Raw genomic sequence first — 23,203 nt, 5'->3', positions numbered from 1 at the left:
CGGATGCAGCACGCAGTGGGTTCTCCGCTGCCGCCGCCCCATCAGCCGGGGCACGGACCGGCCACCGGCTGGTCGCCGGCCGCACAACACCCCGTTCCGCCGAACGCGGGCGCGCACCAGGGCCCCGTGCCCGCGCCCCCGCCGCCCCCGGCACCGGGATACCCGGCTCCCCCGCCCGGACCGGCCCCGGCCAGCGCCCCGCCGGCGCCGGAGACCACCGGCCATGTGCCGCTGCCGCCCGGCGGCCCGGTCGCCATGCCGACGGCCCCGCACGCCGCGTCGGCTCCCGACCCCGCCGGTACGACGCTCGCCGTGCTGCTCATCGGCCCCGCGGGCGCGGGCAAGACCAGCGTCGCCAAGTACTGGGCGGACCACCGCCGGGTCCCCACGGCCCACATCAGCCTCGACGACGTACGCGAGTGGGTCCGCTCCGGCTTCGCCGACCCCCAGTCCGGGTGGAACGACAACTCCGAGGCCCAGTACCGCCTGGCCCGCCGCACCTGTGGCTTCGCCGCCCGGAACTTCCTGGCCAACGGCATCTCGTGCATCCTCGACGACGCGGTCTTCCCCGACCGCCCGGTCGTCGGCCTCGGCGGCTGGAAGCGCCACGTCGGGCCGGGCCTGCTGCCCGTCGTCCTCCTGCCGGGCCTGGAGATCGTCCTGGAGCGCAACGCCGAGCGCTCCGGCAATCGCCGCCTCACCGACGACGAGGTCGCCCGCATCCACGGCCGCATGGCGGGCTGGTACGGCTCGGGCCTGCCGATCATCGACAACTCCCAGCTCGACATTCCGCAGACGGCCCAGGTCCTCAACGACGTCCTGTCCCGCTCCATCGCCAGCCCACCCCAGTGGTGAGCGCCCCACAGGGGCGCGGGGCCGTATCGATGTGCGGCTCCGCCGCGTGGGCGCGACAAGCCCACACATACGGACGGCGCACAACCCCGCGCGGCACGCCCTCTCCCGAACGGCACCCCGCCCACCCGGACACATCCGGCACCGCCCACTCAGACGCCCTCAACCGGCGCCAACCCGGCGGAGCTCATACGCTCGGGTCATGTCAGAGGTGTACGCGGCCCGCCGGACGCGTCTGAGGGAATACTGCAACGCGGGCGGCAGCGCGGCGGCGCTGGTCTCCCGCCCCGCCAATGTGCGCTATCTCGCGGGCGCCGCCCCGCACGGCGCCGTTCTGCTCCTGGGCAGGACCGAGGAGCAGGACCTCCTGGTCCGTGCCGGGCCCACGGCCGACCGCCCCACGCAGGAGCGCCCCGACGAAGCCCTGCGCGTAGAGACCCTGCCCGGAGCCGGGGGCGGTGACCCGGCCGTCGCGGCCGCCGGTCTCGCCGCGCGCCAGGGCGCGGACTCCCTGGCGGTGGAGGAGCACCACCTCACGGTGGCCCGGCACAGAGCCCTCGGCTCGGTCGCCCCCCTGCTGCGTCTCACCGGCCTCGGCAGCGCCGTCGAGCAGCTCAGGGTCGTCAAGGACGAGGAGGAGATCTCCTGTCTGCGCATCGGCGCCGAGATCGCCGACCAGGCCCTCGGTGAACTCCTGGAGTCGATCCTCGTGGGCCGCACCGAGCGCCACCTCGCCCTGGAACTGGAGCGGCGACTCGTGGATCACGGCGCGGACGGGCCGGCCTTCCCGACGTCGGTGGCCACCGGGCCGAACTCCGGCCGCCCCGGCCACCGGCCCACCGACCGCCGGGTCGAGGAGGGCGACTTCCTCTCCGTCTGCCTGGGCGCGACGTACCGCGGCTACCGCTGCGAGATCGGCCGCACGTTCGTCATCGGCACCGCTCCCGCGGACTGGCAGATCGAGCTGTACGACCTGGTCTTCGCGGCCCAGCGGGCCGGGCGTGAGAGCCTGGTACCCGGCGCCGCCTGCCGGGACGTCGACCGCGCGGCCCGCCAGGTCCTGGACTCCGCGGGGTACACGGAGGGCCTCACGGTCCAGACCGGACACGGTGTAGGGCTCGAAATCGACGAGGACCCTCAATTGAGTCCCGCGGCCATGGGTAAACTGGACGCTTGCGTGCCAGTCACCGTCGAACCGGGGGTCCACCTCCCGGGCCGGGGCGGTGTCCGGATCGATGACACGCTCGTCGTCCGCCCCGAGGCGGACGGCGGACCCGAGCTACTCACCATCACGACCAAGGAGCTGCTCGCCCTGTAGCCAGGCAGGTGCGTGCCCCGGGGTCGTACGTCAGTCCAGGAGATTCCGCAACCGTGGCTTCCACGAACGACCTCAAGAACGGCATGGTGCTCAAGCTCGAAGGCGGCCAGCTCTGGTCCGTCGTCGAGTTCCAGCACGTCAAGCCCGGCAAGGGCCCGGCCTTCGTGCGCACCAAGCTCAAGAACGTGCTCTCCGGCAAGGTCGTCGACAAGACCTTCAACGCCGGCGTCAAGGTCGAAACGGCCACCGTCGACAAGCGCGACATGCAGTTCTCCTACATGGACGGCGAGTACTTCGTCTTCATGGACATGGAGACCTACGACCAGCTGCACGTCGACCGCAAGGCCGTCGGTGACGCCGCCAACTTCCTGATCGAGGGCTTCACCGCCACCGTCGCGCAGCACGAGGGCGAGGTGCTCTTCGTCGAGCTGCCCGCCGCCGTCGAGCTCGTCATCCAGGAGACCGAGCCGGGCGTCCAGGGCGACCGCTCCACCGGCGGCACCAAGCCCGCCATCCTGGAGACCGGCCACCAGATCAACGTGCCCCTCTTCATCACCACCGGTGAGAAGATCAAGGTCGACACCCGCACCAGCGACTACCTCGGCCGGGTGAACAGCTAACCGTGGCTGCCCGCAACACGGCCCGTAAGCGCGCCTTCCAGATCCTCTTCGAGGGGGACCAGCGCGACGCCGAAGTGCTGACCGTCCTCGCGGACTGGGTCCGGCTCTCCCGGGCGGACACCCGGCAGCCCCCGGTCGGCGAGTACACGATGGAGCTGGTCGAGGGCTACGCGAAGCACGCGAAGCGCATCGACGAGCTGATCGCGCAGTACTCCGTCGGCTGGACGCTGGACCGGATGCCCGTTGTCGACCGCAACATCCTGCGGCTCGGCGCCTATGAGCTGATCTGGGTCGATGCGACGCCGGACGCCGTCGTCCTCGACGAGATGGTGCAGCTGGCGAAGGAGTTCTCCACGGACGAGTCGCCCTCGTTCGTGAACGGCCTGCTCGGCCGCCTGAAGGAACTCAAGCCCTCGCTCCGCCGCGACGAGGTCTGAGACAGACCACATGCCGGAGGGCCCGCAGCGTGACTGCTGCGGGCCCTCCGGCGTTCCCGTACCTCCAGAGGCCTCCAGGTACGGCCGTGCGCGGTGAGGCCCTGAGAACGCCGCCGGGGTGGCCGAGAACCATACGGTTTCGGCCACCCCGGCGGCACGTTTCTGCTGGGCCCGCAGGGCGGGTCAGGCCTCCTCGTGGGACGCCACCGCGCGGCGCGCGTCAGCGTCCAGGACGCCCCAGCTGATCAGCTGCTCCGTGAGGACGGACGGCGACTGGTCGTAGATGACGGCGAGTGTGCGCAGGTCGTCCTGGCGGATCGACAGCACCTTGCCGTTGTAGTCACCGCGCTGCGACTGGATCGTGGCCGCGTAGCGCTGCAGAGGGCCCGCCTTCTCGGCCGGCACCGTGGCCAGCCGCTCCAGGTCCAGGACCAGCTTCGGCGGCGGCTCGGCGGCCCCGCCCGGGGTCGTGCCCGGAAGCAGCTCCTGCACCGGAACGCCGTAGAAATCCGCCAGCTCGGCAAGGCGCTGTACGGTCACGGCACGGTCGCCGCGCTCGTACGAACCGACCACGACCGCCTTCCAGCGTCCCTGGGACTTCTCCTCGACACCGTGGAGGGAAAGGCCCTGCTGGGTGCGGATCGCCCGGAGCTTGGCCCCGAGCTGTTTGGCGTATTCGCTGGACATATAGCTCCCCGGCACTGTGTCGACGCGTCTGACGTGGGTGCCAGTCCGCGCGGCTGGTAACTCACTGTGAGGTTACGCAGCGTTACTCTGCCGCGTCAAGCCGAATGGTCCGTGCCGACTCTTCCGTGGTATCGGCGTTGCGTTAGGCCGAATGGGTGATCCGAGGGGGCCATCGGAGCGACAACGGGGACCTGCTACCGTGTATGGCGCAATCCCGACGTCCTTTAACGTCCGTCCCGTGAGGCGGAGAAGGAGGTCCGTTTCATATGGACACGCACGACACGCAGTCCGATGCCCGGCCCGTTCTCGAAGGGCCCGACATCGCGCGGGTACTGACCCGCATCGCCCACGAGATCGTCGAACGCGCCAAGGGCGCCGACGACGTGGTGCTCCTCGGCATTCCGACCCGGGGCGTCTTCCTCGCCCGGCGCATCGCGGACAAGCTGGAGCAGATCACCGAGCGCAAGGTCCCGTGCGGCTCGCTCGACATCACCATGTACCGCGACGACCTGCGCATGCACCCGCCGCGCGCACTCGCCCGCACCGAGATCCCCGGTGACGGCCTCGACGGCAAACTCGTCGTCCTCGTCGACGACGTGCTCTTCTCCGGCCGCACCATCCGCGCCGCCCTCGACGCGCTGAACGACCTCGGGCGCCCGCGCGCGGTGCAGCTCGCCGTCCTCGTCGACCGCGGTCACCGCGAACTGCCCATCCGCGCCGACTACGTCGGCAAGAACCTCCCCACGTCGTTGCGGGAGACGGTCAAGGTCCAGCTCGCCGAGGAGGACGGTCGCGACACCGTGCTGCTCGGCGCCAAGCCGGCCCCCCGGTAGCGCTCCAGGCCGTACGCCGCTGTCGTACGCCCGCTCAGTGCGCGCCCCGGCGCGCCCGCCTGCCCCGAATCTCCCGAATGAACTGCCTTACGGAGCCTGACAGATGCAGCGTCATCTCATCTCGGCCGCCGACCTCACCCGCGACGACGCAGTCCTGATCCTCGACACCGCCGAGGAGATGGCCCGGGTCGCCGACCGGCCGATCAAGAAGCTGCCGACCCTGCGCGGCCGCACGATCGTGAACCTCTTCTTCGAGGACTCCACCCGGACCCGGATCTCCTTCGAAGCCGCCGAGAAGCGGCTGTCCGCGGACGTCATCAACTTCTCCGCCAAGGGCTCCAGCGTCTCCAAGGGCGAGTCCCTGAAGGACACCGCCCAGACCCTGGAGGCCATGGGCGTCGACGCCGTCGTCATCCGGCACGGCGCCTCCGGGGCCCCGTACCGCCTGGCGAACTCGGGCTGGATCGACGCGGCCGTCGTGAACGCCGGCGACGGCACCCACCAGCACCCCACGCAGGCGCTGCTCGACGCCTTCACCATGCGCCGCCGCCTGATCGGCCCGGACGCCGGACTCGGCCAGGACCTCGAAGGCAAGCGCATCACGCTCGTCGGCGACGTCCTGCACAGCCGGGTCGCCCGCTCCAACGTCGACCTGCTGCACACCCTCGGCGCCGAGGTCACCCTCGTCGCGCCGCCCACGCTCGTGCCGGTCGGCATCGAGACCTGGCCCTGCGAGGTTTCCTACGACCTCGACAGCACGCTGCCCAAGTCCGACGCGGTGATGATGCTGCGCGTCCAGCGCGAGCGCATGAACGCCGCGTTCTTCCCGACCGAGCGCGAGTACTCCCGCCGCTACGGCCTCGACGGCGACCGCATGGCGCGGATGCCCGAGCACGCCATCGTGATGCACCCCGGCCCGATGGTCCGCGGCATGGAGATCACCGCCGAGGTCGCCGACTCCGACCGCTGCACCGTCGTCGAGCAGGTCGCAAACGGAGTGTCCATCCGGATGGCCGTCCTGTACCTGCTGCTCGGGGGCAACGAGCCCGCCGTCACCCACCCCCGTACCGAGGAGAAGTAAGACAGATGAGCAAGATCCTGATCCGTGGTGCGAAGGTGCTCGGCGGCGAGCCGCAGGACGTGCTGATCGACGGCGGGACGATCGCCGCCACCGCCCATCAGGGCGAAATCGACTGGAGTGGCAGCGGGCTGTCCGCCGAAGGGGCCGAGATCGTCGAGGCCGACGGCAAGGTGCTGCTGCCGGGCCTGGTCGACCTGCACACCCATCTGCGCGAGCCCGGCCGTGAGGACTCCGAGACCGTCCTCACCGGCACCCGGGCCGCCGCCTCCGGCGGCTACACCACCGTGTTCGCCATGGCCAACACCTTCCCGGTCGCCGACACCGCCGGTGTCGTCGAGCAGGTCTGGCGGCTCGGCAAGGAGCACGGCTACTGCGACGTCCAGCCCATCGGCGCCGTCACCGTCGGCCTGGACGGCAGGAAACTCGCCGAGCTGGGGGCCATGCACGAGTCGGCCGCCGGCGTCACCGTCTTCTCCGACGACGGCAAGTGCGTCCACGACGCCGTGATCATGCGCCGCGCCCTGGAGTACGTGAAGGCCTTCGGCGGCGTCGTCGCGCAGCACGCGCAGGAGCCGCGGCTGACCGAGGGCGCCGAGATGAACGAGGGCATCGTCTCCGCCCAGCTGGGGCTCGGTGGCTGGCCCGCGGTGGCCGAGGAATCGATCATCGCCCGGGATGTCCTGCTCGCCGACCACGTCGGCTCCCGTGTCCACATCTGCCACCTGTCGACCGCCGGGTCCGTCGAGATCGTCCGCTGGGCCAAGTCCCGCGGCATCCAGGTCACCGCCGAGGTCACCCCGCACCACCTGCTCCTCACCGACGAGCTGGTCCGCACGTACAACCCCGTCTACAAGGTGAACCCGCCGCTGCGCACCGAGCGGGACGTGATGGCCCTGCGCGAGGCGCTCGCCGACGGCACGATCGACATCGTCGCCACCGACCACGCCCCGCACCCCCACGAGGACAAGGACTGCGAGTGGGCCGCGGCCGCCATGGGCATGGTCGGCCTGGAGACCGCGCTGTCAGTGGTGCAGGAGACCATGGTCGACACGGGGCTGCTGGACTGGGCCGGCGTCGCCGACCGGATGTCCGTCAAGCCCGCGCAGATCGGACAGACCTCGGGCCAGGGGCGTCCCGTCTCGGCTGGTGAGCCCGCCAACCTCACCCTGGTCGACACGGCATACCGTGGGCTCGTGGAACCCGCGGGCTTCGCCTCGCGCAGCCGCAACACCCCCTACGAGGGCCGTGAGCTGCCGGGCCGTGTGACGCACACGTGGCTGCGGGGCAAGGCCACGCTCGTCGACGGGAAGCTCACGTGACACCTGTACTCCTGCTGGCCGCCGAGAAGGAATCGGCGCAAGTGACCGACTGGGCCGCCCGCATCGGCTGGGTCGTCGGCCTCGCCCTGTTCGTCGCGCTCGTCTACTGGCTGATGCGCGAGGGCTGGAAGTGGCGCGGCACCCTCCAGGGCGACCTGCCCGAGCTGCCCGTCACGCCGGACGACCCGGGACCCGCGAAGCTCACCCTGAGCGGCCGCTACCACGGCTCCACCACGGCCGGGCAGTGGCTCGACCGCATCGTCGCGCACGGCCTGGGCACCCGCAGCCGCGCCGAGCTCACCCTCACGGACGCCGGCCTCGACGTCGTACGCCCCGGTGCGAGCGACTTCTTCGTCCCGGCCGCACAGCTGCGCGAGGCCCGGCTCGACAAGGGCATCGCCGGCAAGGTCCTCACCGAGGGCGGCCTGCTCGTCGTCACCTGGTCGCACGGCGACCGGCTGATCGACTCCGGGTTCCGCTCCGACCACGCGGCCGAGCACAACGACTGGGTCGAAGCCCTCAACTCCATGATCGAAACGAACACCAGGGAAGGCGCCGAACGATGACCACCTCCACCAGGGGAGCCGCCAAAACTCCCGCCGTACTCGTCCTGGAGGACGGCCGGATCTTCCGCGGCCGTGCCTACGGGGCCGTGGGGGAGACCTTCGGCGAAGCGGTGTTCTCCACCGGCATGACCGGCTACCAGGAGACCCTCACCGACCCCTCGTACCACCGCCAGGTCGTGGTGATGACCGCGCCGCACGTCGGCAACACCGGCGTCAACGACGAGGACATGGAGTCCAAGCGCATCTGGGTCTCCGGCTACGTCGTGCGCGACCCCGCGCGCGTGCCGTCCAGCTGGCGCTCCCGGCGCACGCTGGACGAGGAGCTGGACGCGCAGGGCGTCGTCGGCATCAGCGGCATCGACACCCGCGCCCTCACACGCCACCTGCGCGAGCGCGGCGCCATGCGCGTCGGCATCTTCAGCGGCGGCGCGGTCCAGGACGATGCCGCGCTGCTGGCCCGCGTCCAGGAAGCCCCGCAGATGAAGGGCGCGAACCTCTCCGCGGAGGTCGCCACCACCGAGCCCTACGTCGTCCCGGCCATCGGCGAGAAGAAGTTCACCGTCGCCGCCGTCGACCTCGGCATCAAGGGCATGACCCCGCAGCGCATGGCCGAGCGCGGCATCGAGGTGCACGTGCTCCCGGCGACCGCGACCGTCGAGGACGTGTACGCGGTGAACCCGGACGGCGTGTTCTTCTCCAACGGACCGGGCGACCCGGCCACCGCCGACCACCCCGTCTCCGTGATGCGGGGCGTCCTGGAGCGCGGCACCCCCCTCTTCGGCATCTGCTTCGGCAACCAGATCCTGGGCCGCGCGCTCGGCTTCGGCACCTTCAAGCTGAAGTACGGCCACCGCGGCATCAACCAGCCGGTGCAGGACCGCACGACCGGCAAGGTCGAGGTCACCGCCCACAACCACGGCTTCGCCGTCGACGCCCCGCTCGACCGTGTCTCCGAGACCCCGTTCGGTCGCGCCGAGGTGTCCCACGTCTGCCTGAACGACAACGTGGTGGAGGGGCTCCAGCTCCTCGACCGCCCCGCCTTCAGCGTCCAGTACCACCCCGAAGCGGCAGCAGGCCCGCACGACGCCGCCTACCTGTTCGACCGCTTCACGTCTTTGATGAGCACAGTCCAGATGGAGGGCCAGCGTGCCTAAGCGCACCGATATCCAGTCCGTCCTGGTCATCGGCTCCGGCCCGATCGTCATCGGCCAGGCCGCCGAGTTCGACTACTCCGGCACCCAGGCGTGCCGCATCCTGCGCGCCGAGGGCCTGCGGGTCGTCCTGGTGAACTCCAACCCGGCGACGATCATGACCGACCCGGAGATCGCCGACGCCACCTACGTCGAGCCGATCACCCCCGAGTTCGTCGAGAAGATCATCGCCAAGGAGCGCCCCGACGCGCTGCTGCCCACCCTGGGCGGCCAGACGGCCCTCAACACCGCCATCTCCCTGCACGAGGCCGGCACGCTCGACAAGTACGGCGTCGAGCTCATCGGCGCCAACGTCGAGGCGATCAACAAGGGCGAGGACCGCGACCTCTTCAAGAACGTCGTCGAGGCCGTCCGTACGAAGATCGGGCACGGCGAGTCCGCCCGGTCCTACATCTGCCACTCCATGGACGACGTCCTCCAGGGTGTCGAGGAACTCGGCGGTTACCCGGTCGTCGTCCGTCCCTCCTTCACCATGGGCGGCGCCGGCTCCGGCTTCGCGCACGACGAGGAGGAGCTGCGCCGCATCGCCGGCCAGGGCCTGACGCTCTCCCCGACCACCGAGGTGCTCCTGGAGGAGTCCATCCTCGGCTGGAAGGAGTACGAGCTGGAGCTGATGCGCGACAAGCACGACAACGTCGTGGTCGTCTGCTCCATCGAGAACTTCGACCCCATGGGCGTGCACACCGGCGACTCGATCACGGTCGCGCCCGCGATGACCCTCACCGACCGCGAGTACCAGACCCTGCGCGACATCGGCATCGCCGTGATCCGCGAGGTCGGCGTCGACACCGGCGGCTGCAACATCCAGTTCGCGGTGAACCCCGAGGACGGCCGGGTCATCGTCATCGAGATGAACCCGCGCGTGTCCCGGTCCTCGGCGCTCGCCTCCAAGGCGACCGGCTTCCCGATCGCCAAGATCGCCGCCAAGCTCGCCGTCGGCTACACGCTGGACGAGATCCCGAACGACATCACCCAGGAGACCCCGGCCTCCTTCGAGCCGACGCTCGACTACGTCGTCGTGAAGGCCCCGCGTTTCGCCTTCGAGAAGTTCCCGAGCGCGGACTCCACCCTCACCACCACCATGAAGTCCGTCGGCGAGGCCATGGCCATCGGCCGCAACTTCACCGAGGCATTCCAGAAGGCGCTGCGCTCGCTGGAGAAGAAGGGCAGCCAGTTCACCTTCGTCGGCGATCCCGGCGACAAGCACGAGTTGCTGCGCGAGGCGGTGCGCCCCACCGACGGCCGGATCAACACCGTCATGCAGGCCATCCGCGCCGGCGCCACGCCCGAGGAGGTCTTCGAGTACACGAAGATCGACCCCTGGTTCGTCGACCAGCTCTTCCTGATCAAGGAGATCGCCGACGAGCTGGCCGAGGCCCCCGAGCTGACCACCGGCCTGCTCGCCGAGGCCAAGCGGCACGGCTTCTCCGACCAGCAGATCGGCGAGATCCGCGGCCTGCGCGAGGACGTCGTCCGCGAGGTCCGGCACGCGCTCGGCATCCGCCCGGTCTACAAGACGGTCGACACCTGCGCCGCCGAGTTCGCCGCGAAGACGCCGTACTTCTACTCGTCCTACGACGAGGAGACCGAGGTCGCGCCCCGCGAGAAGCCGGCCGTCATCATCCTGGGCTCCGGCCCGAACCGCATCGGCCAGGGCATCGAGTTCGACTACTCCTGCGTCCACGCCTCCTTCGCGCTGAGCGACGCGGGCTACGAGACGGTGATGGTCAACTGCAACCCGGAGACCGTCTCCACGGACTACGACACCTCCGACCGCCTGTACTTCGAGCCGCTGACGCTGGAAGACGTGCTGGAGATCGTCCACGCCGAGCAGCAGGCCGGCCCGGTCGCGGGCGTCATCGTCCAGCTCGGCGGCCAGACCCCGCTGGGCCTGTCGCAGGCGCTCAAGGACAACGGCGTGCCGATCGTCGGCACCTCCCCGGAGGCCATCCACGCCGCCGAGGACCGGGGCGCCTTCGGCCGGGTCCTCAAGGAGGCGGGCCTCCCGGCCCCCAAGCACGGCACCGCCACCACCTTCGCCGAGGCCAAGGCGATCGCCGACGAGATCGGCTACCCGGTCCTGGTGCGCCCCTCGTACGTCCTCGGCGGGCGTGGCATGGAGATCGTCTACGACGAGACCCGGCTGGATTCCTACATCGCCGAGTCGACCGAGATCAGCCCCTCCCGGCCGGTCCTGGTCGACCGGTTCCTCGACGACGCGATCGAGATCGACGTCGACGCCCTCTACGACGGCGAGGAGCTCTACCTCGGCGGCGTCATGGAGCACATCGAGGAGGCCGGCATCCACTCCGGCGACTCGGCGTGCGCCCTGCCCCCGATCACGCTCGGCGGCTTCGACATCAAGCGCCTGCGCGCCTCCACGGAGGGCATCGCCAAGGGCGTCGGGGTGCGCGGCCTGATCAACATCCAGTTCGCGCTCGCGGGCGACATCCTCTACGTCCTGGAGGCCAACCCGCGCGCGTCCCGGACCGTCCCCTTCACCTCGAAGGCGACGGCGGTGCCGCTCGCCAAGGCCGCCGCCCGGATCTCACTGGGCGCCACGATCGCCGAGCTGCGCGCCGAGGGTCTCCTCCCGGCGAACGGCGACGGCGGCGAGCTGCCGTTCGACGCGCCGATCTCCGTGAAGGAGGCCGTCATGCCGTGGTCGCGCTTCCGCGACATCCACGGCCGCGGCGTCGACACGGTCCTCGGCCCGGAGATGCGCTCCACCGGCGAGGTCATGGGCATCGACTCCGTATTCGGCACGGCGTACGCCAAGTCGCAGGCGGGCGCCTACGGCCCGCTGCCCACCAAGGGCCGCGCGTTCATCTCGGTCGCCAACCGCGACAAGCGCTCGATGATCTTCCCGGCCCGCGAGCTGGTCGCCCACGGCTTCGAGCTGCTCGCCACGTCCGGCACGGCCGAGGTCCTCAAGCGCAACGGCATCAACGCCACCATCGTGCGCAAGCAGTCCGAGGGCACCGGCCCGAACGGCGAGAAGACCATCGTCCAGCTCATCCACGACGGCGAGGTAGACCTCATCGTCAACACCCCGTACGGCACGGGCGGCCGCCTCGACGGCTACGACATCCGTACGGCGGCCGTGGCACGCTCCGTGCCCTGCCTGACGACGGTCCAGGCGCTCGCGGCGGCGGTCCAGGGCATCGACGCCCTCAACCGCGGCGACGTGAGCGTCCGATCGCTCCAGGAACACGCGGAACACCTGACCGCGGCCCGCGACTAGCAGCCGAAGAGGGGGACACCGGAAACGGTGTCCCCCTCTTCGTGAGGACGCCATGTCTTCGTGAGGACATCATGTACAAGAAATTCTTCCGACTCGTCTTCAAGAGGTTGGACCCGGAGCAGGCCCACCACCTGGCCTTCCGCTGGATCCGCCTGGCCGCCCGCGTGCCCGTGCTGCGCACCTTCCTCGCGGCCGCCCTCGCGCCCCGCCACAAGGAGCTGCGCACCGAGGCCCTCGGGCTGCGCATGCACGGCCCCTTCGGGCTCGCCGCCGGCTTCGACAAGAACGCCGTCGGCATCGACGGCATGGCCATGCTGGGCTTCGACCACGTCGAGATCGGCACGGTGACCGGCGAACCGCAGCCCGGCAACCCCAAACAGCGGCTGTTCCGTCTTGTCGAGGACCGCGCGCTGATCAACCGCATGGGCTTCAACAACGACGGCTCGCTCCGTGTCGCCGCCCGCCTGGCCTCCCGCACGCCCGTCTTCAAGCCGGTCGTCGGCGTCAACATCGGCAAGACCAAGGCCGTACCGGAGGAGGAGGCCGTCGCGGACTACGTGAAGTCCGCCGAGCGGCTCGCCCCGTACGCCGACTACCTGGTCGTCAACGTCTCCTCGCCGAACACGCCGGGTCTGCGCAACCTCCAGGCGACGGAGGCACTCCGCCCCCTGCTGAGCGCCGTCCGCGAGGCCGCCGACCGCGCCGTGTCCGCGCGACACGTCCCGCTCCTCGTCAAGATCGCGCCGGACCTCGCGGACGAGGACGTCGACGCCGTCGCCGACCTCGCCGTGGAGCTCGGCCTGGACGGGATCATCGCCACGAACACCACCATCGCGCGCGAGGGGCTCGGCCTGAAGTCCGACCCCACCCTGGTCAAGGAGACCGGCGGCCTGTCCGGGGCACCCCTGAAGGACCGCTCCCTGGAGGTCCTGCGCCGCCTCTACGCGCGCGTGGGCGACCGGATCACCCTGGTGGGCGTCGGCGGCATCGAGAACGCCGAGGACGCCTGGCAGCGCATCCTGGCCGGCGCCACCCTGATCCAGGGCTACAGCGCCTTCATCTACGAGGGGCCGTTCTACGCTCGCGACCTCCACAAGGGGCTCGCCGCGCGCCTGCGCACCAGCCCGTACGCCACGCTCGCCGACGCGGTGGGCGCCGACGTGAGGAAGACGGCATGAGTGGTCTCGAACCCTTCGGCGCGCGCCTGCGCCGGGCCATGGACGAACGCGGTCCGCTGTGCGTCGGCATCGACCCGCACGCCTCCCTGCTCGCCGAGTGGGGCCTGAACGACGACGTGGCCGGCCTGGAGCGGTTCAGCCGCACGGTCGTCGAGGCGGTGGCCGACCGGGTCGCCGTGCTCAAGCCGCAGAGCGCGTTCTTCGAGCGCTTCGGCTCGCGCGGCGTCGCCGTCCTGGAGAAGTCGGTGGCCGAGGCCCGGGCGGCGGGCGCGCTGGTCGTCATGGACGCCAAGCGTGGCGACATCGGCTCGACCATGGCCGCCTACGCCGAGTCCTTCCTGCACAAGGACGCTCCGCTGTTCTCCGACGCCCTGACGGTCTCGCCGTACCTCGGTTACGGATCGCTCGGCCCGGCCGTGGCGCTGGCCCGGGAGAACGGCGCGGGTCTGTTCGTGCTGGCGCTGACGTCCAATCCGGAGGGCGGCGAGGTCCAGCACGCCGTGCGCTCCGACGGCCGGAGCGTCGGAGCGACGATGCTCGCCCACCTGGCCGCCGAGAACACGGAGGAGGAGCCCCTGGGGTCGTTCGGCGCGGTCGTCGGCGCCACCCTCGGTGACCTGTCGACGTACGACCTGGACATCAACGGTCCGCTCCTGGCACCGGGCATCGGCGCCCAGGGCGCCACGCCGGCCGATCTTCCCGGCGTCTTCGGTGCGGCGGTGCGCAACGTCGTGCCGAACGTCAGCCGGGGGGTGCTACGCCACGGTCCCGGCGCGGTCGCTCTGCGTGACGCCGCGGAGCGCTTCGCGGAGGAGATCCGGCACGCCGTGACGCCGACGTGAGGCGGTCCAGACCTTACCGCGAGACCTCCGATGAGTGGTCAGCGGCCCGCTTGAGTCTGAATACATCCTCAAATCCGGGGCAGTATGTCCTAAATGTCCGTTCAGATGAAGGCTGACCAGGACTTTTCCGCTGTTCTCGCTGACTCTGGCGGACTTGCCCGCTAGTCTCCGACGAGAGAACGGGCAAGCGTGTGTTGCTCGTGGCTCCCCAGGTGTGGGGCGACTAGGTTCCTCACCGGTCCGTATCCGACAGTTCGACATCCGAGGTGACGTAGGCGTGGCTCTTCCGCCCCTTACCCCTGAACAGCGCGCAGCCGCGCTCGAAAAGGCCGCCGCGGCTCGCCGGGAGCGGGCCGAGGTCAAGAATCGACTCAAGCACTCCGGCGCCTCCCTTCACGAGGTCATCAAGCAGGGCCAGGAGAACGACGTCATCGGCAAGATGAAGGTCTCCGCCCTTCTGGAGTCGCTGCCCGGCGTGGGCAAGGTCCGCGCCAAGCAGATCATGGAGCGACTCGGCATCTCCGAGAGCCGCCGCGTGCGGGGTCTCGGTTCCAACCAGATCGCCTCCCTGGAGCGCGAGTTCGGCAGCACCGGCTCCTGAGCCGGGCGTTCCGGGGAAGCGAGTCCCGGGCACTCCGCGATTGCTGGATAATCGCTGCATGGCTGCAACACCCCGGGGGACGACCCCCGTACCCCCGGACGTACGTCCGCGGCTGACCGTGCTCTCCGGCCCTTCCGGGGTCGGCAAGAGCACGGTCGTCGCTCATATGCGCAAGGAACACCCCGAGGTCTGGCTCTCGGTGTCGGCGACGACCCGCAAGCCCCGCCCCGGCGAGCAGCACGGAGTCCACTATTTCTTCGTCTCCGACGATGAGATGGACAAGCTGATCGCCAACGGGGAACTGCTGGAGTGGGCCGAGTTCGCCGGCAATCGCTACGGCACGCCGCGTGCGGCCGTGCAGGAGCGCCTGGAGAACGGCGAGCCCGTCCTCCTGGAGATCGATCTGCAGGGCGCCCGCCTGGTCCGCCAGTCGATGCCCGAGGCCCAGCTAGTGTTCCTGGCTCCTCCCTCCTGGGAGGAGCTCGTGCGCAGACTGACCGGGCGGGGCACCGAACCACCCGAGGTGATCGAGCGCCGGCTCGCGGCGGCGAAGATCGAACTCGCGGCCGAGCCGGAGTTCGACACCACCCTGGTCAACACCTCCGTCGAGGACGTGGCGCGCGAGCTGCTAGCCTTGGTGGACGTCGTGTGACCATCGCTGATCGTTCCGGTCGGCTGATCAACCCGACAAATTCTTTCCCATCCATCGGAAGGTAGAGCGTGTCCTCTTCCATCTCCGCGCCCGAGGGCATCATCAACCCGCCGATCGACGAGCTCCTCGAGGCCACCGACTCGAAGTACAGCCTCGTGATCTACGCGGCCAAGCGTGCCCGCCAGATCAACGCGTACTACTCGCAGCTCGGCGAGGGTCTCCTCGAGTACGTGGGTCCTCTCGTCGACACCCACGTCCACGAGAAGCCGCTCTCGATCGCCCTCCGCGAGATCAACGCGGGGCTCCTGACGTCCGAGGCCGTCGAGGGCCCGGCGCAGTAAGTAGGATCTACAGCTCGACGCTGACTTGTCCACAGGCCCGGCAGGCCGACTGCCGGGCCTGTGGTGTGTCATGGAGTCGTACGGTGTGCCGGTTGCCGAGGTCCGGGGAGAGACGTGGACAAGCCGAAGGTCGTTCTGGGGGTCAGTGGCGGCATCGCCGCGTACAAGGCCTGTGAGCTGCTGCGGCGGCTGACGGAGTCGGGTCACGAGGTGCGTGTGGTGCCCACCGCCTCCGCGCTGCACTTCGTGGGTGCCGCCACGTGGTCCGCGCTCTCCGGCAACCCGGTCTCCACCGAGGTGTGGGACGACGTGCACGAGGTCCCGCACGTCCGCATCGGGCAGCACGCCGACCTGGTCGTCGTCGCCCCCGCCACCGCCGACACACTCGCCAGGGCGGCCCACGGCCTCGCCGACGACCTCCTCACCAACACGCTGCTCACCGCCCGCTGCCCGGTCGTCTTCGCCCCCGCCATGCACACGGAGATGTGGGAGCACCCGGCCACCCAGGAGAACGTGGCGACGCTGCGCCGCCGTGGCGCCCTCGTCATCGAGCCCGCCGTGGGCCGTCTGACGGGCGTCGACACCGGCAAGGGCCGGCTGCCCGACCCGGGCGAGATCTTCGAGGTCTGCCGTCGCGTCCTGGCCCGGGGCGTCACCGAGCCCGACCTCGTGGGCCGGCACGTCGTCGTCAGCGCCGGCGGCACCCGCGAGCCCCTGGACCCCGTCCGCTTCCTCGGCAACCGCTCCTCAGGCAAGCAGGGCTACGCCCTCGCCCGCACCGCCGCCGCCCGCGGCGCCCGTGTCACCCTGATCGCGGCCAACAGCACCCTGCCGGCCCCGGCGGGCGTGGACGTCGTCCCGGTCGGCACCGCCGTGCAGCTGCGCGAGGCGGTGCTGCGGGCCGCCCCGGAGGCCGACGCCGTGGTGATGGCGGCCGCGGTGGCGGACTTCCGCCCGGCGGCCTACGCGGCAGGGAAGATCAAGAAGAAGGACGGTCAGGAGCCGGAGCCGGTCACCCTGGTGCGGAATCCGGACATTCTCGCGGAGATCTCGGCCGACCGGGCCCGTCCCGGACAGGTGGTCGTCGGCTTCGCCGCGGAGACGGACGACGTGCTGGCCAACGGCCGCGCCAAACTCAAGCGCAAGGGCTGCGATCTCCTGGTCGTGAACGAGGTGGGGGAGCTCAAGACCTTCGGTTCCGAGGAGAACGAGGCGGTCGTGCTCGGCGCCGACGGCAGCGAGACCGCGGTGGCGCACGGGCCCAAGGAAGCCCTGGCCGAAACCGTGTGGGACCTCGTGGCCGAGCGCCTGAACTGATGGCTCAGTCGGCGCCTACCCCCGCGAAAGCGGGTGGATCGGGGCGTGGCGCCTCTGGCCAATGCCGCTCGGCATTGGGCAGAATGCCCGTGCCGCAGGTCACAGCACTCCCGAGTGGCGAGACAGGGGGACCGTGGCCGAAGCGTGACCCGTAAACTGTTCCACGGACGGCGCCGGGTGCAGCCCCCGCCGTCCGCCAACGATCAGCCAGCAGCCGCTGCAACCTCAGGGAGCGTTGTGTCCCGTCGTCTGTTCACCTCGGAGTCTGTGACCGAGGGTCACCCCGACAAGATCGCTGACCAGATCAGCGACACCATTCTCGACGCGCTTCTGCGCGAGGACCCGTCATCCCGGGTCGCCGTCGAGACCCTGATCACGACCGGCCTGGTGCACGTGGCCGGCGAGGTCACGACCAAGACGTACGCGGACATCGCGACGCTGGTCCGGAGCAAGATCCTCGAAATCGGCTACGACTCCTCCAAGAAGGGCTTCGACGGCGCCTCCTGCGGCGTGTCGGTGTCGATCGGCGCGCAGTCCCCGGACATCGCCCAGGGCGTGGACACGGCGTACGAGAACCGTGTCGAGGGTGACGACGACGAGCTCGACAAGCAGGGCGCGGGCGACCAGGGCCTGATGTTCGGCTACGCGACGGACGAGACGCCGACGCTGATGCCGCTGCCGATCTTCCTGGCGCACCGTCTGTCGAAGCGTCTGTCCGACGTGCGCAAGAACGGCACGATCCCCTACCTGCGCCCGGACGGCAAGACGCAGGTCACCATCGAGTACGACGGTGACAAGGCGGTCCGCCTGGACACCGTGGTGGTCTCCTCCCAGCACGCCTCCGACATCGACCTGGACTCGCTCCTGGCTCCGGACATCAAGGAGTTCGTCGTCGAGCCGGAGCTCAAGGCGCTGCTGGACGAGGGCATCAAGCTCGACACGGAGAACTACCGCCTCCTGGTCAACCCGACCGGCCGTTTCGAGATCGGCGGCCCGATGGGTGACGCCGGCCTGACCGGCCGCAAGATCATCATCGACACCTACGGCGGCATGGCCCGGCACGGCGGTGGCGCGTTCTCCGGCAAGGACCCGTCCAAGGTCGACCGTTCCGCGGCGTACGCGATGCGCTGGGTCGCGAAGAACGTCGTGGCCGCGGGCCTCGCCACCCGGTGCGAGGTCCAGGTCGCGTACGCGATCGGCAAGGCCGAGCCGGTCGGCCTGTTCGTCGAGACCTTCGGCACCGCCAAGATCGACACGGAGAAGATCGAGAAGGCGATCGACGAGGTCTTCGACCTCCGTCCGGCCGCCATCATCCGCGACCTCGACCTGCTCCGCCCGATCTACTCCCAGACCGCGGCGTACGGCCACTTCGGCCGCGAGCTGCCCGATTTCACCTGGGAGCGGACGGACCGCGTGGACGCGCTGCGCAAGGCCGCGGGGCTGTAGGTCCCGCCCCCCAGGGCACTGCGTGAGGCCCGGCCCCCCTCGGGGAGCCGGGCCTTGCCGTGTCCCCGGGGCCTCCCGCGGGGCGCCGGTTGTCAGTGGCGTTTGGTAAGAATGCAAGCGTGAGCAGCGAGAACGAACAGGCGGGCGGCGGGGCCGAGGGTGCGCCGCCCGAGCAGCTCGCGCTCATCCGGGACAGTGTGCGCAAGGCCAAGACGCCCCGGGCCAAGCCGCGGACCTGGCGGGGGGCGGCGCTCGCCAAGGAGCTCCCCGTCGCACGCGTCCTCGTCGACAAGGGCGTCCTCCATCTCGACCGGTACTTCGACTACGCCGTGCCCGAGGAGCTGGACGCGGACGCCCAGCCGGGCGTGCGGGTGCGGGTGCGGTTCGGGGCCGGACGCCATCGCGTGCGGGACGGTCGGCGCGAGGGCGGCGGGCTGATCGACGGGTTCCTCGTCGAGCGGCTGGCCGCGTCCGACTACGCCGGGCCGCTGGCAGCCCTCGCCCAGGTCGTGTCGCCCGAGCAGGTGCTGAGCGGGGAACTGCTGGGACTGGCCCGGGCGGTCGCCGACCGGTACGCGGGCAGCCTCGCCGACGTCCTGCAGCTCGCCGTGCCACCGCGCAACGCACGAGCCGAGCAGCGGCCCTCCCCCGAGCCGCTGCCACCACCCCCGGCGCCCGGGGCGGAATCCTGGCAGCGCTACGAGCGGGGAGCGGCCTTCCTGGGGGCGCTGGCCTCCGGCGGAGCGCCCCGGGCCGTGTGGAACGCGCTGCCCGGGCCGCAGTGGAGCGATGAGCTGGCCCGCGCCGTCGCCGCGACGCTGGCCTCCGGGCGCGGGGCGCTCGCCGTCCTGCCCGACGGACGCGCGGTCGCGCGGGTCGACGCAGCCCTGACCGCCCTGCTGGGGGAGGGGCGGCACGCGGTGCTCACCGCCGACGCCGGCCCCGAGAAGCGGTACGCGCAGTGGCTCGCCGTGCGGCGCGGTTCCGTACGGGCCGTGATCGGGACCCGGGCCGCGATGTTCGCGCCGGTCCAGGACCTCGGTCTGGTCGCCCTCTGGGACGACGGCGACGACAGCCACAGCGAGCAGCACGCCCCGCAGCCCCACGCCCGGGAAGTGCTCCTGTTGCGGGCCGCGCAGGACAAGTGCGCTTTCCTGCTGGGGAGCTGGGGCTGCACGGTGGAGGCCGCGCAACTCGTCGAGACCGGCTGGGCGCGGCCGCTCGTCGCCGGCAGGGACCAGGTGCGGGCGGCCGCCCCGCTCGTCCGGACCGTCGGGGACCAGGACCTCGCCCGCGACGAGGCCGCCCGGGCCGCCCGGCTGCCGACCCTCGCCTGGCAGGCCGTCAGGGAGGGCCTGCGGCACGGCCCGGTGCTGGTGCAGGTGCCCCGCAGGGGGTACGTGCCGCGCATGGCGTGTGCCGGCTGCCGGGCGCCCGCGCGGTGCCGGCACTGCTCCGGGCCGCTGGAGGCACCGGACGGCAGTGCGCTGAACTGCGGGTGGTGCGGACGTGGGGAAACCGGCTGGCACTGCCCAAACTGCGGTTCCTTCCGCCTGCGCGCCTCGGTCGTCGGGGCCCGGCGGACCGCCGAGGAACTCGGCCGGGCCTTCCCCGCCGTGCCGGTCCGCACCTCGGGGCGGGAACACGTACTCGACACGGTGGCGGGGGCGCCCGCGCTGGTCGTGAGCACGCCGGGGGCCGAGCCCGTCGCCGAGGGCGGGTACGCGGCGGCGCTGCTGCTGGACGGGTGGGCCATGCTCGGGCGGCCCGATCTGCGGGCCGGGGAGGACGCGTTGCGGCGGTGGATCGCGGCCTCGTCCCTCGTCCGGCCCCAGTCGGACGGCGGCACGGTGGTGGTCGTGGCCGAGCCGACGCTGCGGCCCGTGCAGGCACTCGTCCGGTGGGACCCCGTCGGTCACGCGGTGCGGGAGCTCGCCGAGCGCGCCGAGCTGGGTTTTCCGCCGGTGTCGCGGATGGCGGCCGTGTCGGGGCCTGCGGAGGCGGTGGCCGACTTCCTCCGCACGGCCGAACTGCCGCCCGAGGCAGAGGTGCTGGGGCCGGTTCCGCTGCCCGTCCCCGCCGCCGGGCGACCGCGGCGGACGGGGGCGCCACCGCCCGGTGAGCAGTGGGAGCGGGCGTTGCTGCGGGTGCCGCCGGGGAAGGGCGCCGCGCTGGCCTCCGCGCTCAAGACCGCGCAGGCCGCCCGGATGGCCCGGGGGAACGGAAGCGGGGTGGGTGTGTGGGTGCGGGTCGATCCGGCCGACATCGGGTGATGCGCGGGATGGGTGGTGGCGGGAGCGTCGGGGGACGCGAGGGGCGGCAGCGGGGGCGTTGGTGATGAGGGGCGGGCGGTGGCGGGCGCGTCGGGTGGTGTGGGGCCGGTGACGGGGGCGTTGGTGACCCGTTGCGGCGGTGGCGGTGGCGGGGGCGTTGGTGTTCCGCGTTGCGCACGCGTCGGCGGGTCGGGTGATGCGTGGCGGGCGGTATGGGGGCGCTGGTGATCCGCGGCGCCCGGCGGCGGGCGGCTCCGGCGATGCGGGGGCCGCGGTGGCGGGCGCGTCGGGGTTGCATCCGGTCATCGGCGGATACGCGACTGCCCTCCCGGGGCACTCCGGGAGGGCAGGACAGAGGGGTACGTCAGCCGTTGCGCGGGCCCGGGAAGGCCGTGGGCCTCGCCTCGTCGCGGAGAGCGGGGCTGCCGGCTGTCGGCTGGGTGGGCATGGAGCGGGCCGCGGGGACCGTCGGGACCGTGGGCAGGCCGGTCGTCACATTGACCGCTCGGCCGCCCGCCGGCGTCGGCTCCGGCGTGCGCTCCGGCTCGGGCGTGGCCGCGGGGGCCGTGGCACGGCGGGAGCCGTAACGACGGTGCACCGCCTGCTTGGTGACTCCGAGTGCGGAACCGACCGCGTCCCACGAGAAGCCGAGCGAGCGGTCGAAGTCCACGGCCGCTGTGACCAGGGTCTCGACACTGTCCCGCAGCTCCTGGGCGAGACGTACCGTCGGGGCGGGGGCGCGTCCGTAGACGACGAAGCCCGTGGAGGGGCCGGAGCGGCGCGGGCGGTAGACGTTGCCCAACTGGGCGGTGAGTGTGCGCAGTGCGTCCACCTGCCGGCGGACCCGCTCGATGTCCCGCACCAGCAAGTGCAGGCTGGCCCGAGCCTGGGCGTCGTGGGTTGCGTGGTCGGCCATGAACAAGCCTCTCGAACCGGCGTTGAAAGGAATGGGCCGCGATCGCGGCCCGTTGTGGTCAACTCTGTCTTGACCAACGCGGATCCGCTCCGCGGGTCACGGTGTGGGGGCGTGGGGGCAAATGCGTGCGCCCGTTTGCGCGGGGTGTGCGCCTCGGCCTTCGGCCGTCGGCTGTTGTCTCCTGCCCGTGCATCACCCGCAACTCCCCGTCGAGTGGCCCGGCTCTCCCCATGGGTGGCCAGGCGCCGTCGGCGGCTTTCCACGGCAGGGCTCATAGACTTGTGTGCTGCCCGCCGTCCACCCCTCTTCGAGAGGCCCCCACCACCCCATGAAGCTCGTCTTCGCCGGTACACCCGAGGTCGCCGTTCCCGCCCTGGACGCTCTGCTCGCCTCCGGACGGCACGAGGTGGCCGCCGTCGTCACGCGGCCCGACGCGCCGGCCGGGCGCGGACGCAGGCTCGTCGCCTCGCCCGTCGCCGAGCGGGCGGAGGAGGCCGGGATCGAGGTGCTGAAGCCCGCGAAGCCGAAGGACCCCGAGTTCCTGGAGCGGCTGCGGGAGATCGGACCGGACTGCTGCCCCGTCGTCGCCTACGGAGCGCTGCTGCCCCGGGTCGCGCTCGACATCCCCGCGCACGGCTGGGTCAATCTGCACTTCTCCCTGCTCCCGGCCTGGCGCGGTGCCGCGCCCGTGCAGCACGCCATCATGGCAGGGGACGAGATCACCGGGGCTTCGACGTTCCTGATCGAGGAGGGGCTGGACTCCGGGCCGGTGTACGGCACGGTGACCGAGGAGATCCGGGCCACCGACACCAGCGGGGACCTGCTGACGCGACTGGCGTTCGCGGGTGCCGGGCTGCTCGCGGCGACCATGGACGGCATCGAGGACGGCACGCTGAAGGCCGTACCGCAGCCGGCCGACGGGATCAGTCTCGCCCCGAAGGTCAACGTCGAGGACGCGCACCTCGACTGGAGCGCACCCGCGCTGCGCGTCGACCGGATGGTGCGGGGCTGCACCCCGGCCCCCGGCGCCTGGACCACCTTCCGCGGCGAGCGCCTCAAGCTCATCCAGGTCACGCCCGTGCCCGACCGGACGGACCTCGCCCCCGGGCAGATCGCGGCCGGGAAGAACAACGTCCACGTCGGAACCGGCTCGTACGGCGTCGAGCTGCTGTGGGTGCAGGCTCAGGGCAAGAAGCCGATGCGGGCGGCGGACTGGGCCCGCGGGGTGCGCATCGGCGAGGGCGAGCGGCTCGGGGGCTGAAGCCGCAAGCGGACCGGCGATGCGCCGCTGCGCGCGGCTGCCGGTCATGCCCCGCTTCCGGTGCCTCGGAGGCCGAAGCCGGAGCGGCGCTGACGACACGGGCGGCGCCTTGCTGTCGGTGGCGTCGCGTGTTCGGCGGCTTCGGGGCCGGCGGCAGCGCGTCCGTGACGTGGCCCGGCGCCCTGCTGCCGGTCACGCCCCGGTCCCG

Annotated in this window: 21 protein-coding genes; 19 read left to right on the top strand and 2 right to left on the bottom strand. The window is 71.5% G+C overall.

Annotated features, from left to right (window positions below; all coding sequences use genetic code 11):
* Positions 1-3: 3 nt before the first annotated feature.
* The 4 genes from ACFY9S_RS29670 (at position 4) to nusB (ending at position 3,227) form a co-directional block, all read left to right on the top strand.
* Positions 4-855, top strand: a complete 852-nt coding sequence (locus ACFY9S_RS29670; protein ID WP_391134126.1) for a Pro-rich N-terminal domain-containing protein — start codon at positions 4-6, stop codon at positions 853-855.
* A gap of 199 nt (positions 856-1,054) precedes the next feature.
* Positions 1,055-2,170, top strand: coding sequence for a M24 family metallopeptidase (locus ACFY9S_RS29665; RefSeq protein ID WP_391134123.1), 1,116 nt, complete (start codon positions 1,055-1,057; stop codon positions 2,168-2,170).
* A gap of 53 nt (positions 2,171-2,223) precedes the next feature.
* Complete coding sequence (efp, locus tag ACFY9S_RS29660) at positions 2,224-2,790, top strand: elongation factor P (protein ID WP_031138970.1); 567 nt, start codon at positions 2,224-2,226, stop codon at positions 2,788-2,790.
* Between the two features lie 2 nt (positions 2,791-2,792).
* A complete protein-coding gene (nusB, locus tag ACFY9S_RS29655; RefSeq protein ID WP_102910155.1) occupies positions 2,793-3,227 on the top strand; it encodes a transcription antitermination factor NusB in 435 nt (144 codons plus the stop codon).
* 183 nt (positions 3,228-3,410) lie between these two features.
* On the opposite strand, the gene bldD is transcribed toward nusB, so the two are convergent.
* A complete protein-coding gene (gene bldD, locus ACFY9S_RS29650) occupies positions 3,411-3,914 on the bottom strand; it encodes a transcriptional regulator BldD (protein WP_018570201.1) in 504 nt (167 codons plus the stop codon).
* 266 nt (positions 3,915-4,180) lie between these two features.
* Between bldD and pyrR the strand changes: the two genes are divergently transcribed.
* The 14 genes from pyrR (at position 4,181) to ACFY9S_RS29580 (ending at position 20,818) form a co-directional block, all read left to right on the top strand.
* Positions 4,181-4,747 (top strand): bifunctional pyr operon transcriptional regulator/uracil phosphoribosyltransferase PyrR, encoded by a 567-nt coding sequence (pyrR, locus tag ACFY9S_RS29645; RefSeq protein ID WP_391134119.1) that lies wholly within the window; start codon positions 4,181-4,183, stop codon positions 4,745-4,747.
* Between the two features lie 103 nt (positions 4,748-4,850).
* Entirely contained in the window at positions 4,851-5,828 is a 978-nt protein-coding gene (locus ACFY9S_RS29640; RefSeq protein ID WP_391134112.1) for an aspartate carbamoyltransferase catalytic subunit, read from the top strand.
* Positions 5,829-5,833: 5 nt separating this feature from the next.
* Positions 5,834-7,147: a dihydroorotase gene (locus tag ACFY9S_RS29635; protein WP_391134109.1), complete on the top strand. Its 1,314-nt coding sequence runs from the start codon at positions 5,834-5,836 to the stop codon at positions 7,145-7,147.
* Entirely contained in the window at positions 7,144-7,713 is a 570-nt protein-coding gene (locus tag ACFY9S_RS29630; RefSeq protein WP_391134106.1) for a hypothetical protein, read from the top strand. The genes ACFY9S_RS29635 and ACFY9S_RS29630 overlap by 4 nt, the downstream gene beginning before the upstream one ends.
* On the top strand, positions 7,710-8,867 hold the full coding sequence (gene carA, locus ACFY9S_RS29625) for a glutamine-hydrolyzing carbamoyl-phosphate synthase small subunit (protein WP_391134103.1): 1,158 nt from the start codon (positions 7,710-7,712) through the stop codon (positions 8,865-8,867). The genes ACFY9S_RS29630 and carA overlap by 4 nt, the downstream gene beginning before the upstream one ends.
* Positions 8,860-12,168 carry a carbamoyl-phosphate synthase large subunit gene (gene carB / locus ACFY9S_RS29620; protein ID WP_391134100.1) on the top strand — a complete coding sequence of 1,103 codons (3,309 nt, stop codon included), beginning with the start codon at positions 8,860-8,862 and terminating at the stop codon, positions 12,166-12,168. The genes carA and carB overlap by 8 nt, the downstream gene beginning before the upstream one ends.
* Positions 12,169-12,239: 71 nt before the next feature.
* A complete protein-coding gene (locus tag ACFY9S_RS29615) occupies positions 12,240-13,346 on the top strand; it encodes a quinone-dependent dihydroorotate dehydrogenase (protein WP_391134097.1) in 1,107 nt (368 codons plus the stop codon).
* The gene (gene pyrF, locus ACFY9S_RS29610) at positions 13,343-14,188 is read left to right on the top strand and encodes an orotidine-5'-phosphate decarboxylase (protein ID WP_391134094.1); all 846 of its coding nucleotides are present in this window, start codon (positions 13,343-13,345) and stop codon (positions 14,186-14,188) included. Before ACFY9S_RS29615 ends, pyrF begins: the two co-directional genes overlap by 4 nt.
* Before the next feature lie 277 nt (positions 14,189-14,465).
* Positions 14,466-14,789, top strand: coding sequence for an integration host factor (locus ACFY9S_RS29605; protein ID WP_003977346.1), 324 nt, complete (start codon positions 14,466-14,468; stop codon positions 14,787-14,789).
* 58 nt (positions 14,790-14,847) lie between these two features.
* Positions 14,848-15,441, top strand: a complete 594-nt coding sequence (gene gmk, locus ACFY9S_RS29600) for a guanylate kinase (protein WP_102910146.1) — start codon at positions 14,848-14,850, stop codon at positions 15,439-15,441.
* Between the two features lie 68 nt (positions 15,442-15,509).
* A complete protein-coding gene (rpoZ, locus tag ACFY9S_RS29595) occupies positions 15,510-15,782 on the top strand; it encodes a DNA-directed RNA polymerase subunit omega (RefSeq protein WP_003988945.1) in 273 nt (90 codons plus the stop codon).
* A 114-nt stretch (positions 15,783-15,896) separates the two neighbouring features.
* Positions 15,897-17,099, top strand: coding sequence for a bifunctional phosphopantothenoylcysteine decarboxylase/phosphopantothenate--cysteine ligase CoaBC (coaBC, locus tag ACFY9S_RS29590; RefSeq protein ID WP_102910145.1), 1,203 nt, complete (start codon positions 15,897-15,899; stop codon positions 17,097-17,099).
* A 237-nt stretch (positions 17,100-17,336) separates the two neighbouring features.
* Positions 17,337-18,545, top strand: a complete 1,209-nt coding sequence (gene metK, locus ACFY9S_RS29585) for a methionine adenosyltransferase (protein ID WP_102910144.1) — start codon at positions 17,337-17,339, stop codon at positions 18,543-18,545.
* 119 nt (positions 18,546-18,664) lie between these two features.
* Positions 18,665-20,818, top strand: coding sequence for a primosomal protein N' (locus ACFY9S_RS29580; protein WP_391134089.1), 2,154 nt, complete (start codon positions 18,665-18,667; stop codon positions 20,816-20,818).
* 364 nt (positions 20,819-21,182) lie between these two features.
* On the opposite strand, the gene ACFY9S_RS29575 is transcribed toward ACFY9S_RS29580, so the two are convergent.
* On the bottom strand, positions 21,183-21,734 hold the full coding sequence (locus tag ACFY9S_RS29575) for a hypothetical protein (protein ID WP_102914250.1): 552 nt from the start codon (positions 21,732-21,734) through the stop codon (positions 21,183-21,185).
* 328 nt (positions 21,735-22,062) lie between these two features.
* On the opposite strand from ACFY9S_RS29575, the gene fmt reads away from it, so the two are divergent.
* A complete protein-coding gene (gene fmt, locus ACFY9S_RS29570) occupies positions 22,063-22,995 on the top strand; it encodes a methionyl-tRNA formyltransferase (RefSeq protein WP_102913405.1) in 933 nt (310 codons plus the stop codon).
* Positions 22,996-23,203: the final 208 nt, after the last annotated feature.

The sequence above is a fragment of the Streptomyces sp. NPDC012474 genome, assembly GCF_042955185.1.
Taxonomy (GTDB): Bacteria; Actinomycetota; Actinomycetes; order Streptomycetales; family Streptomycetaceae; genus Streptomyces; species Streptomyces cahuitamycinicus.
This window is presented reverse-complemented; position numbering and strand designations above follow the sequence as displayed.